Origin of the sequence: Nostoc sp. (assembly GCF_035638895.1) — a bacterium.
Taxonomy (GTDB): Bacteria; Cyanobacteriota; Cyanobacteriia; order Cyanobacteriales; family Nostocaceae; genus Nostoc.
This window is the reverse complement of sequence record NZ_DASQZC010000680.1, coordinates 1-13916: the sequence shown is the minus strand read 5'-3', so window position 1 is coordinate 13916 and position 13916 is coordinate 1. Positions and strand designations below refer to the sequence as shown.

Sequence of the window (13916 nt, the reverse complement as noted above, 5' to 3'; positions counted from 1 at the left end):
TATGAAGGAGTGGGGCGTCATCTAAAAATTAAAGCACGGGTGAAAAAGCTACTCGAAGAGAAAAAAGCAACAGAGGAAAAAAAATAGCCTTTTTGATGAATCAAAACATAGAATTATTCGTCAATTAAACTATCAATTCCCCACCTATTTCTACTGGAGGATGATTTATGTCATCACAACTGCTTCGATTGATAACTTTGGGTAGTCTTGGCTTATCTTTGTGTCTGGGCAATTCCGTAGCAATGGCGCAATATGACTCTACTGGCGATGGCGTTGTCGTACCAACAGTACCATCAGATGGGTCATCAGTACCAATAGACACATCAACAGGTATACCAACTTCACCCTCAGCTGACGGTACAACTCGGTTTACCTGTCAGACTTACAATGGTCAGTACACCGTTATGTATCAGCCACAAAGTCAACCAGGGCAATACTTTGCTTGGGCTGCGCCTGCGGCTTTGGGCGGTGGTTGGGATGCACAAAGGCGTTGTACAGCAATTGCCAGTCGTTTAGAACTTTATCGCCCAGATGGCTTACAAGAACTCCAGACATCTGTAGAAAATAACGAAAATATTGTCTGCGTGACAACAGAAGCCAACCCAACCTGTAGAATTGTGCTGACAGTACCTCCTGGGAAAGATCCTGTTGTTATCCGCAATAGTATTTTTCAGAACTTGACTACTGCTGATAGCGGACAACAGACTATAGCTGTTAATACTTATGGCGATCGCAATAGTAGAGGCAACGAATTATATAATTTAGGACGTACACTTCTAGGCAGTGGCAATAATCGGGTTAGTTCGTCTAGAAGTGGAATTAATCTCAAACCTTTCCTTGATCGCAAAGATGGAGGTACCGCGAGAAATCTCCGCAATGGAGTAGCAATTCGTCGTCAGTCTCAGCCTAATGTTCGCTTAAATCCTGGTAAGTTCCGCTAATATTTCAATTACTTAACAGATAAGAGCAATTTTGCCAAACCCACAAGATATAGTTTTTTCTGTCACCGAAATACTGAATTATATTAAGGTGGGTAACAGCCCACCTTAAATAATAAGTAAGTCGGTGCAATAAAATCAAACTGTGTGAAGAAAAGTAAATAAAGCTCAAACTCTTTCTCCCCCTGCCCCCTACCTTATCTCAACAATAATTATTTACACCGACCCACTTATCCAGTGAAAAACTTATCATTAAGACCGCAGGGGAACAAGACCTTAAAAGTATTATCGTAGAGCTGAACTATTTAGCATCTCAGTTAAGCATCTATAAAATCTGCCCTACTTAAGTGGGCATTGCTTAGGTTAGCATTTGTTACTTTAGCACCATCCAAGTTAGCACCATCTAAGTTAGAACCTCTTAAGTTGGCACCCCTCAAGTCGGCATTAGTTAAATCGGCACCGGTTAAATCGGCACCGATTAAGTTGGCATTTCTTAGGTTAGTACCTATTAATTTTGCATTGCTGAGGTTTGCATCACTGAGGTCTGCATCACTAAGGTCTGCCTTACTTAGTTGAATACGACTTAGTTGAGTACCGCTTAATTTAGCACCTTTCAAGCTAGCAGAGCTTAAGTTTAATACAATAGAGTCCCCGTTACTTATAAGTTCTACCTCAATTAGAAATTGTATAACACTACCTTTCCGTTCTCCATCTTTGTCAAAACTGTGCAATGTAGCTAGAGTTTTCGTGCGTATCGTATCACTTATCGCTTCTAATAAAGGATCATCGGGTTCTAGAGTATTTACTTTGTTATTAATCAGCAAATCTGATACACGGTCTAGATAACGGTGTAGCGCTTCCTCACGAAGATTTATGTTTGCTACTTCTTTATCTTTTTGTTGAAGTTGATAACCGAGATACAAAAGCAGAAATGGAACTGCTAATAGTTCTAAAAAATCCCAAAGTGTTTTTCCCGACTGAGGTTCATTAGTGACAGTAACCTTTTCAATAGAACCGTTTTCTCCACCTTTTGTCTCTGTACTCGTTTTTTTTATTTTGTCTTCTCCAATCCCAGTCCAGTCAGCCCATTTCCATGGCCAACTCTGGCTTGTTACAACTGGAGGGATTAGAAATATTCCAGCAGTAATTACAGAGCCTAAGGTGACTCCCCCAATTATTAAGCGCCAACGCCTAAACAAAGACATTTTTCCTTGTATATTACAACTTCAAAGATGTATATAGCAATCCAATGTGAATACTGAAATTACTCATAGAGGTAGACCAATAGGCAAGATAAAAAAAGCTTTTTGAGGTCTAATAAGTTTTTTCAAAAAACAAATAGGATTGCTACAAGCAATGTTCGTTCAAAAATCTTTAGAAAACCTATGTATAATCACCACTTTAGCTTATTAGTGATTGTGGCCAACCACCTATTCTTAAGAGATTGTTTGCTCCATTCAAAAACATTCTTGAACCCAACCAGATGCTTCTAGTTTGGAAGTTTGAATGGGAATTATAGTATTTCAGTCCGTCTTCACAAACTAAGCCAGTACCGCTTGCAATTTGCAAAACTTCATTTAAATACTCCTGAAATTTTTCTATGATTGACTGATAATCAAAACTATTACGAGCGTATATAGGGTATCTACGACCAAATTCCCTCCTAAAAGTGATTATATTTTTATCAAGGTCTTGTATCGTTCCCAAGTTGATTTGAACTTGCTTTTGGATGAAAACGTCGCAGTTTAATACGCAAGAATTATCAAACCTGTTTAGCCAATTTATTTCCTGGTCGAACGTACTATAAGATGGGATAGTTTTCAGATCACTATTAATATGTTTGACCATTGGATCTTTATTAATGTAGTTTCTCAGATTGATGTAGTTCCTCAATGTATCTGAGCACTTATCGGTCAGGCTAAATAGTTTAACAACATCTTGAGAGGTAATATTATTATTCTGAAACTTTCTTGCGATTATTACGACTGAACGCAAATGATCTTGTGCATTTTCTAAATGATTACTGCGATCATTTTTGAGTGTAGAATTTGATGGTTCTCTATACTTTACTTTGCTCATATTATTCTCCAGCACCCTGTGTAAGTTACAGTATCAGTCCTAAAATCCCAAAAACCTAGTTTCTTCAGGCTTTGTACTGTCCGTTCGCTTATTTCGATCTCAGTTTTCTTTTCTATTCATGGCAAAATTGATGTTTCATTCAGGTTTTCCCAAAATTGCAATAACATAGTTCGCCGTAAGGTATGCTTGCGGCGGGCTATCCTATCGAATTCATTAGTTCAAATGAACTAGTGAAAGTAAATAAAAAGGGAAATGAAAAGTTGCCTTTAAAAGTCAAAATTATTGCCAGCTATAGGTTTCAAAGAATTAAAGTAGATGTAAAAGTGATGGAAGCACAGTTAGTAAATTCACTTTGGATCTTTACAAGCACTGAAAGAAACGGAGTTTTTATCCTCGATTTTGAATGATGGACTAATGTTCTATATCTTACAATATCAACAAAATAGTTTGCTGGAACAAATTTATATATAAAAGTTTTGAGATGTGTTTTAACTAAGGAATTTTCAGATTAATTAAAAGGGCAGAATAGCTTGAAACTGAGTCAGGGAAAGACATACTATAGGGTCAACGATAAAATAGCCGTTTCTAAGTTTTACCGACTGCGCTATCCGTTCAGGCTATATGACTGAAAATAATTGCTGTGGAATAAAAGCATCGTGAAACCTGCAATTATTTTTTCTTAACCTCTTGATAGCTGTTTCTTAATCTAAGTGGAATAGTTTAATGTGGGAGGTTTAAGAATTTCTTAGTCTCCAGTAATTAGAAAGTGTGACATTGATATCTAAGCTTCTGCCTTGGGAAACGAAACTACTGACCTCAATTGCTTTGGTTTTGAAGACTTACATTTAGCTTTAAATGCGATATTTAGTAACCTGCGATTCCTCTGTGAACATAGCGATCGCTTTTGGACTGTTAGGAAGTGCGACTAACTTTGGATCATCACCAAGATGAGGTTAAAGCTAAAGACGAATTTGGCAACCAATACTGGCTTTGTATTTGTTTAACGCAGATTCAAGCGATGTCTAACGACAAGCCACTTTTTTGAGAGACGCTCCGCGAACGTGTCTACGCTGTTTGGGAAACTTTAGGGCGATCGCATAAATGTTTTTGCCTAATGCATAGATGCATAACGCCTAACCACAAGGTAATTTTCTATCCCCCTTGCTCCCTGCTCCTACCCCCTTGCCTCTTTTTCAATATCTGAAATCTACCCCAGAACTAACCTATGGTAACTACAAGCACAATTCGCTTTTCTCAGTTCAATGCCTCTTTGAATCGCAACGCAACAGGTCAGCTAGTAACCGATCTGTCTACCCCTGACAATGCTCAAGCAAAAGCCGTTGCAGAAATTATCCAGCGTAACAACCCGGATGTGTTGCTGATCAATGAGTTTGACTACTCCCAGGAAGCAGTTCAGTTATTCAAGCAAAATTACCTTGCAGTCAGCCAGAATGGTGCAACTCCTGTTGATTACCCTTATTTTTACATTGCTCCTTCCAACACGGGTATTGCCTCTGGTTTTGACTTGAACAACAACGGCACAGCAGTTACAACCCCAGGCGAACCGGGATATGGCGATGATGCCTTCGGATTCGGGAATTTCCCCGGTCAATTTGGGATGTTGCTGTTGTCCAAATATCCTATTGACACTGCCAACATCCGCACATTTCAAAACTTCCTCTGGAAGGATATGCCCAATGCTTTGCTTCCCGATGATCCGACAACAGCACAGGCAAATGATTGGTATTCTGACGAGGAACTGGAAGTTTTACGTCTCTCCTCCAAGAGCCATTGGGATGTACCCATCCAAGTAAATGGCGAGACAATTCATGTCCTTGCTAGCCACCCCACACCCCCAACCTTTGATGGGCCGGAAGACCGCAACGGGAAGCGCAACCACGACGAGATCCGCTTTTGGGCAGACTATATTACTCCTGGTAAAAGTAATTATATCTACGATGATCAGGGAAAAACAGGCGGTATTGCTGCTGGATCAAGCTTTGTAATTGTGGGCGATCAAAATGCAGATCCGGTGGATGGTGATAGTTTTGACAATGCTATTCGTCAACTGTTGCAAAATCCTAATATTAATACTAATGTCATCCCTAGCAGTCTTGGTGGCTCCCAACAAGCAGACTTACAAGGTGGTGCAAACGCTAGCCAAAACGGTAATCCTAGCTTTGACACCGCAGACTTTGCTGATACAGCTCCTGGAAACCTGCGGACTGACTATGTTCTACCCTCTGCTGACTTGGCAATTGCCAATTCAGGAATATTTTGGCCGCTGAATACCGACTCGACATTTCCTTTGGTAGGTACTTTTCCCTTCCCCAGTTCTGACCATCGCTTAGTATTTACAGATGTGCAAACTGGGCCAACTGAACCAGGTAAAACCATTCCCCGTCTAGAATTTCAGGGGCAGTCTACTTTCGTTACTGGTTTTATTCCTGCTGGCGCGGCGGGAACTGTGAATGGAGTAGAAACTCCACTGGGTGGATTGTCTGGTGTCACCTACGATGCAGCTAACAACCGCTACTACGCTATCTCAGACGATCGCTCTCAATTTGGCCCCGCCCGCTTCTATACTTTTACTACTGATACTGGGGTGACTTTTACCAATGTCACGCCCCTGAAAGATAGCAATGGCAACTTATTTGCAACATTTAGCATTGACCCTGAAGGCATTGCTTTAACCAATAATGGGACAATCTTCATCTCTTCAGAAGGCGAAGTTAATCCTACTGCTGGTCGTGTTAGCAATCCCTTTATTAAGGAATTTTCGGTGACTACAGGACAAGAATTGCGATCGCTACTTATTCCCAGCAAATTCCTACCAGTAGTTGAAGATACCAACAGCAACAGTATTGTAGATGCAGGCGATACGCAGACATCAGGCGTTTACAATAATTTGGCATTTGAAAGCCTCACTATTACACCCGACCAGAAAACCCTATTCACCGCCACTGAAAACGCGCTTTCTCAAGATGGATTAAGGGCTTCGCTCACTAGTGGCAGCCCTTCCCGGATTCTGCAATACAATCTACTTAGTGGACAACCAGACAAAGAATACCTTTACATTACTGATGCGATCGCTGATGTGCCCAACCCTAGTACAGGCTTTGCTGACAATGGTTTGACAGATTTACTTGCGATCGATAATCATGGCACATTACTGGCGTTAGAGCGTTCCTTTGCACAAGGTGTAGGCAACACGATCAAAATCTACGAAATTTCTTTGCAAGGTGCAACTGACATTAGCTTCTACGATTCTCTCAATAATTTGAGTGCTGAACAACTAGCAGCGATCCAACCTGCTCAAAAGCGTCTGCTATTAAATTTAAATGATCTGGATTTGCCTAATGGTACAGATAACATCGAAGGCATCACCTTTGGCCCCAAACTAGCAGATGGTAGCCAGTCGATTGTGCTAGTAAGTGATAACAATTTCAATCAAAGCCAATTTACCCAAATTCTCACGTTAGATGCAGACTTAGTTCCTACTGCTGCACCCATACTAGAAACCCGCCCTGATTTATTTGACGATGAAACACTCCCAGTTGATCAACGGGCTGATGCTGATGATCCTGCTATCTATGTTAATGCCACAAACTCTGCTGATAGTCTAGTATTAACCTCAGTCAAAAATGGCGGACTGCGGGTTTATGACTTGTCTGGTAATTTGTTAGAGACAGTTAATCCCGGTGGCATTCGCTACAACAACATTGACCTACAATACGGTTTCAAATTAGGCAATCAATCTGTTGATATTGCTGTCGCTAGCGATCGCAACAACGACAAACTAGCAATCTTCAAAATTAACCCCAATCCTTCCACCCCCGGACAATATTTGGAAGATATCACCGATAGCAATATTGCTACTATCTTCCAAGCAGCACCTTTTGAACCTCCCTATTCTGCATCAACTCGCAGTTCTTACGGACTTACCTTATACCGTAGCCCTGTAACTAATGATTACTATGTCTTTACCAGTCGGCGAGAAACTGGAGACATAGCTCAGTTTAAACTGATTGACAAAGGTAATGGCCAAATTGGGGCTGAACGGGTGCGGGAATTCACTATACCCACAATTGAGGGTCGTGATCCTCAAACTGAGGGTATGGTGGTAGACCAAGAAACTGGCTTCCTCTACATTGGACAAGAAAATGTCGGGATTTGGAAGTTCCAAGCAGAACCAAACGGTGGCACAACTGGCAAGCTAATTGATCAAGTCAGAGATTTAGGCGGTACTAACCTTACCGATGACGTAGAAGGACTGACCATTTATTACGGCAAAAATGGCACAGGCTACTTATTAGCATCTAGCCAAGGTGACAACACTTTTGTTGCTTACACTCGTGAAGGTAACAACGAATATGTGGGTAACTTTGCTGTTGGTAACAATGGGGCCATTGACAGCGTACAAGAGTCAGACGGTGCAGATGTAATTAACGTGCCAGTGGGGCCTAACTTTCCATTTGGTTTATTTGTCACTCAAGATGGTTCTAATGAACCTGCCAAAATAGTCAGCGATGAAGGTGAAGAAGAAAACATCAATTCTAACTTCAAGCTGGTGCCTTGGGAAAATATTGCCAATGCCTTCCCTAATTCTCTAACTATTGACACCACTAGTTACGATCCACGAAATCCTGTTGCTCAACCCAAGTTAACTATCTATGAATTTGAAAACCTACCCAAGTTAGGAACAACCTCTGAAAATCAAGATATTTTCTTAGGTGGTTTTTCTGGGTTGTATTTCCAAGGGTTTGCAGCAAATGGCAACCTGAAGTTTGTCACCCACACAGACCGTGGCCCCAATGGAGAACCTGATGGTTCAAACAGACCATTTTTCTTACCCGACTTCCAACCAGAAATAGTCAGTTTTGAACTCAACCGCACCACAGGTGAAATCAGCATTACCAATAGAACAGGACTATTCCGCCAAGATGGGACGACACCATTAACCGGATTGCCTAATTTGCAAGCTGTAGGAAACGGTTTAGCCTACACAGATGAAATTGCTGTTGACTTAGACAACAATATTCTAGCTAACGATCCTTTGGGTGCTGACTTAGAAGGAATTGTAATTGCGGAAAATGGAGACTATTGGATGGTAGATGAATACCGTCCGGCAATTTACCACTTTGACGTTAATGGTAAACTAATTGACCGCTTTATTCCTCAAGGAACTGCCACTGCACCCAACCCAGATCAACCAGTGGGAACTTTTGGGACTGAGGTTTTGCCAGAAGTTTATGCCCAACGCCGCAATAACCGGGGATTTGAAGCTGTAGCCCTGGAAGGTACTAAATTATACGCTTTCATCCAAAGTCCCATTGACAACCCAGATGTTGCTAATGACGCAACTTCTAAAGCTTCTCTCAACCTGCGAATTCTAGAGTTTGATATTGTCAGCAAGCAGGTAACAGGAGAATATTTGTATCTCCTGGAAGGTTTGCCGGCAACTGACAAAATTGGCGATGCAGTATCTTTAGGTAACGGCAAATTTGCAGTAGTTGAGCGAGATGACAATGGTACATCTGCTGGCAATAAACTAATTTACCAAATTGATTTAGCTGGGGCAACGAACATCAATAACCCTGCTAACTTTACTTTGCCAGCTAATAAAACCATCGAACAACTTTCCTCTGCGGAGTTAGTTGCTGCCAATATTACCCCTGTCACCAAAAGCCTAATTACTAATGCTGCTCAATTGGGTTATACCGGGGTGGAGAAATTAGAAGGTCTAGCATTGGTAGCACCCAATACTCTAGCTTTGATTAACGACAATGACTTTAACGTTACGGGTAATACGGCTGCGGAAAAACTCGGCATCCTGGAACTACCAAATAATCTGACAACTGTACAGCCTACTTTCCCGAACGGTTTTGGTTCTAGCAACAGCGATACTGTCAATCTTCAGCCAGGACAATTCTTTAGTGCAGGTGATGGAGCAGACTTTGTAGAAGGCACTCAAGGTAACACAATCATAGCTGGAAACGTTGATGACACAGTGCTTGCAGGGAGTGACTCTTCAGTTTCCGGGAATGACGGTAATGATCAGATATTTATTGGTCAAAATGGCCCGGCTCAAAAGACCAGTGCCGATGGTGGCAATGGTAATGATGCTATTACCGTGGTGGAAGCCAGTGGTAGTAATAATTTGTTTGGGGGAGCAGGCGATGATACTCTCACAGTAATTGAAGGTTCTCGCCAATCATTATCCGGTGGCTCAGGTAATGATACCCTTAGTAGTGGCGGTAGCAATAACCGTCTCTACGGTGGTTCTGGAGATGACAAACTCTTCTCTAATGTCAATGACTCCCTGTGTGGTGGCGATGGTGATGATGTGCTATTTGCTGGTCAACAGGGTAGCGATCGCCTCAGTGGTGCTGCTGGTGCTGACCAATTCTGGATTGCTAATGGTAGTCTTCCAACTAGCAAGAGCATAGTGACTGATTTTGCGATCGGGATTGACAAAATCGGGCTTGGTGGTATTAGCGTAACTCAATTTAGTGGGCTAACACTGTCGCAACAGGGTAGTAACACTTTAGTAAAAATCGGAAATACAGAGTTAGTTTCATTGCTAGGAATTATCTCAACGAGCCTGACTGTAAATGATTTCGTTTTCTCTGCTAGCGTCTTGGCTTAGTTTGTTGCCTAGTGTTATCTCAATCCTAAATCATTCGTGAACAACGAGATACCCCACCCCCAACCCCTCCCCGCAGGCGGGGAGGGGAGACAAAGCACAGCTTTGGCGGGGTGGGGTTCTTCGGGTTTAATAAGCAATCAAGCGGACATGATATTACGCCTAATTTATCTGTGAAAATTTAAACGTTTGCAACAAATACTCTTCCATGTATAAGAAAGGTTTAAGTATTTATTGCAGATGTATAAGTCGTTGCTGCAATTGCTTAATACTTTGCAACAAATACTCTTCCATGTATAAGAAAGGCTTAAGTATTTATTGCAAATGTATAAGTCGTTGCTGCAATTGTTCAATACTTTGCAACAAATACTCTTTCATGTATAAAAAACGTTTAAATCATTGCAACAATTGTTGTAATGAACTTATGAATTGATTTGCTACCGGAAATCTCAAAATAATCTAAGGGACTTCCAAGTAAAAAAATATTCCATTGCTATTGTTCACTGTTGACCGTTGACGGTTCACGAGTTTTCAGTCAACGACTGTAACTTGACATCATATCAAACTGCAAAATTCAAATTTTATTTTTTGATAATTACAGTGTTTTGCAAGTACACGAGGTTGCAAATATATTTTAATCATTTCTTCTGTTTAATTTTATCTTATCTTAATCTTTACATGGAAACATCTTTACTGCTAGCTAAATTATCTCATAACTACTATCAACATTAAATTCTGAATCTCAGTCTTCCATCCTAATTATTTACTAACACAGATTAGTAGTTGACATTCCACTATCATGTTTAATGTTTTGATAACTCTGAGAAAATACGCTTTTCGTAAATGTATTCTCGGCGTTAATACAAAATTGGACTTAAAGGGCTTGCCTAAACTATATTTTTGTAATTCTGAAAACTCCCAGTAATTACGGTTTATAGCCTGAGTTCATGATTTATTTTTCCACAAGTAATGAGAAAAGTTCAATAGCTTGTGATGCAGTGAAATCCCAATACCCAACCAACATTCTAAACTATGGCAATTGAGTTAGTCGGCTTTGCTTCTTTACCTGCTGATACCTATGGTGAGGGGCCAGTTTCTGGTGAAGAAATTTCAGCTAACGGCAGAACGGGGCCTTTTCCAGGACAGCCAATACAGGGCTTTAGCGGTGTCCAGTTTGCTAACAGTAACTCTTTATATTTTTTGTCAGATAATGGTTACGGTAGCAAAGACAATAGTGCAGATTTCCTACTGCGAATCAATCGTTTAAACCCAAATTTCAAGAGAACAGAAAATGGAGATGGCAGCGTTAAAGTTTTAGATTACATTCAACTGTCTGATCCCGATAACAAGATTCCTTTCCAAATTGTTAATCAAGGAACTAGTGATAGATTATTGACTGGTGCAGATTTTGATATAGAGTCATTCGTTTTTGATAAAGACGGGACAATCTGGGTTGGAGAAGAGTTTGGCCCCTATCTACTACATTTTGATGCCACTGGTAAGCTGTTAGAGGCTCCCGTTGCTACACCCGACCAATTCAAAACTTTAAATGGAGAAGCACCTAAAGTAATTGGTCACAGAGGTGCAAGTGGGGATCTTCCAGAACATACCCTAGAAGCATATATACGAGCAATTGCAGATGGTGCTGACTTTATTGAGCCAGACTTAGTAGTTACAAAAGATGGTGTATTAATTGCTCGTCATGAGCCTGCTTTGGCAATTTTAAATGGTGATGGCAGCGTCAATTTAAGCAATACAACCACAGACGTTTACGATATTAGCAAATATCCACAGTTTGCCGATCGCAAGAAAACAGTCAGCCTAGATGGCAATACAATTACAGGTTGGTTCGCCGAAGACTTTACTTTAGAAGAAATCAAGACTTTAGGGGCGATACAGCGTCTACCTTTCCGTGACCAATCCTTCAATGGTCAATTTGAAATTCCCACTCTAACCGAAATCATCGACTTGGTTAAAGAGGTAGAAGCCCAGACAGGTAGAAAGATTGGTATCTACCCAGAAACGAAGCATCCCACCTATTCTGCCGAAGAAGCCACTTATGTAGGCACCAACGAAAAAATTAACAGAAACATCAGTGAGATACTGATCGATACACTCAAGGCTGAGAACTTCACCGATCCAAGTCGGATCTTCATCCAGTCCTTTGAAGTAGGTAATCTCAAGGATCTACACGATCGCATTATGCCAGAAGCAGGAGTGGATATTCCACTCGTTCAACTTCTAGATGCATCTGGCATTGAGCTAAATGGTACGCTCATAGAAACTCAGCCTTATGATTTGGAAGTCAGTAATGATCCTCGGACTTATGGTGATTTACGGACTCCACAAGGCTTGGCTGAAATTGCCACCTATGCTGATGGCATTGGCCCTTGGAAACGGATGATTGTTAGTGTCAAAGGTACTGATGCTAATGGTGATGGGTTGGCAGATGATGTGAATGGGGATGGAGAAGTTAATGATGCTGATAGGACAACTTTACCTCCTACGACTTTAATTCAAGATGCTCACAATGCAGGTTTACAGGTTCATCCTTACACCTTTCGGAACGAAGACCTATATTTAGCCGCAGATTACCAAGGTAATCCAGAACTAGAATTTCAGCAGTTCTTCCAATTAGGGGTAGATGCACTATTTACAGACAACCCAAATACAGGGGATAAAGTCCGAGATTTCTTGAGTGATCCTCAGAATAACTTAGTGCGATCGCCACAAAACCCCGATGTGCTTTCAGGAGATGCTTTTGCTAACTTGGGTGGTTCCAAAGGTTTTGAAGGCGGAGCAATCAACGCCAGCAAAACCAAACTCTATATGCTGCTAGAGGGTACGGTTCAAGGTGATCCTGCTGGTGCTTTGCGGATTAATGAATTTGATATCGCCAGCCGCGAGTACACTAGTAACAAACTTTACTACAAGTTAGAAAATCCTGCTTATGCGATCGGCGATTTAGCAGTTATTAATGATAATGAATACCTAGTCATTGAGAGGGATGGTGGTCAAGGGGCTGCGGCTGAATTTAAGAAGATTTACAAAATAGACTTGTCTAAAACAGATTCCAAGGGCTATGTAGCTAAAGAAGAAGTTGGAGACTTGTTAAATATCCAAGACCCCAATGACTTGAATGGAGATGGCAAAACCACCTTTGACTTCCCATTTGTCACCATTGAAAATGTTTTAGTTGTTGACAAAAATACCATTTTGGTAGCTAATGACAACAACTATCCTTTCTCTACAGGTCGTCCTGGAAATGATCCTCAAAATCCAGTTATAGACAACAATGAAATTCTTCTGTTGAAGCTGGAGAATCCCCTCAATCTTGCTCCTGGTTTAGGTCAACCTCAATCTGAAGAAATTAAGTTTGGCTCCAGTACCAGCGATGATATCACCACTGGGCCAAATCAAACCTTACTTACAGGTGACGGAGTAGATTTTGTCGAGGGTAATAAAGGTAACACCATCACAACTGGGAACGGGGATGACACGGTGCTTGTGGGTAGTGACTCATCAGTGTCCACAGGTGATGGTGATGATCAAGTATTTATTGGTCAAAACGGCCCGACTCAAAATACTAGTGCCAATGGTGGTAATGGTGATGATGCGATCGCTGTCGTTGAAGCTAGTAGTAACAATAATCTATTTGGGGCAGCAGGTGCTGATACCGTGACAGTAATTGAAGGTTCTCGTCAATTATCCTTCGGTGGCTCCGGCAACGATACCCTTAGCAGTGGCGGTAGCAATAACCGTATCTACGGTGGCTCTGGAGATGACAAACTCTTCTCCAATGTCAATGATTCCCTATTTGGTGGCAATGGTGATGATGTGCTATTTGCCGGTCAACAGGGCGGTAATCGTCTCAGTGGTAGTACTGGTGCTGACCAATTTTGGATTGCTAACGCCAGTCTGCCAGATAGCAAGAACATTATTACTGATTTTACAATCGGGATTGATAAAATCGGGCTGGGCGGTACTGGCCTCAGTAGTCTAAGGGTATTGCAACAGGGATCTGACACTATTGTGAAAACCGGAAATATAGAATTGGCTTCATTGCTGGGAATTGTATCAACTAGCCTCACAGTAAATGATTTCGTTTTTTCTGCTAGTGTCGTGGCTTAGTTCTTAATTTTTCAATTTCATACAGCTTATTTAGTGCAGCTTTGCAACCTCATCTCGCTTGCGGGATGGGGTTTTTTAATTTGCGGATTTAGTGCCTACTACAAGCTTCAATTTACGTCTTC

5 protein-coding genes and 1 pseudogene are annotated in these 13916 nt (G+C 41.2%); 4 read left to right on the top strand and 2 right to left on the bottom strand.

What is annotated here, in order from left to right:
• The first annotated feature begins 167 nt into the window (after positions 1-167).
• Positions 168-941 carry a COP23 domain-containing protein gene (locus VE944_RS31890; protein WP_324987163.1) on the top strand — a complete coding sequence of 258 codons (774 nt, stop codon included), beginning with the start codon at positions 168-170 and terminating at the stop codon, positions 939-941.
• A gap of 314 nt (positions 942-1255) precedes the next feature.
• Here the strand turns inward: VE944_RS31890 and VE944_RS31885 are convergent, their stop codons facing one another.
• Both VE944_RS31885 and VE944_RS31880 read right to left on the bottom strand, forming a co-directional pair.
• Entirely contained in the window at positions 1256-2143 is an 888-nt protein-coding gene (locus VE944_RS31885; protein WP_324987160.1) for a pentapeptide repeat-containing protein, read from the bottom strand.
• Positions 2144-2339: 196 nt separating this feature from the next.
• Complete coding sequence (locus VE944_RS31880) at positions 2340-3017, bottom strand: hypothetical protein (protein WP_324987158.1); 678 nt, start codon at positions 3015-3017, stop codon at positions 2340-2342.
• A 182-nt stretch (positions 3018-3199) separates the two neighbouring features.
• Between VE944_RS31880 and VE944_RS31875 the strand changes: the two genes are divergently transcribed.
• From VE944_RS31875 to VE944_RS31865, 3 genes and pseudogenes are all read left to right on the top strand, one after another.
• Positions 3200-3424 (top strand): hypothetical protein, encoded by a 225-nt coding sequence (locus tag VE944_RS31875; RefSeq protein ID WP_324987155.1) that lies wholly within the window; start codon positions 3200-3202, stop codon positions 3422-3424.
• Positions 3425-4242: 818 nt separating this feature from the next.
• Positions 4243-9666, top strand: a complete 5424-nt coding sequence (locus VE944_RS31870; RefSeq protein WP_324987152.1) for a phytase — start codon at positions 4243-4245, stop codon at positions 9664-9666.
• A gap of 1035 nt (positions 9667-10701) precedes the next feature.
• Positions 10702-13794, top strand: a pseudogene (locus tag VE944_RS31865) (esterase-like activity of phytase family protein); the annotation flags it as partial.
• Positions 13795-13916 lie beyond the last annotated feature (122 nt).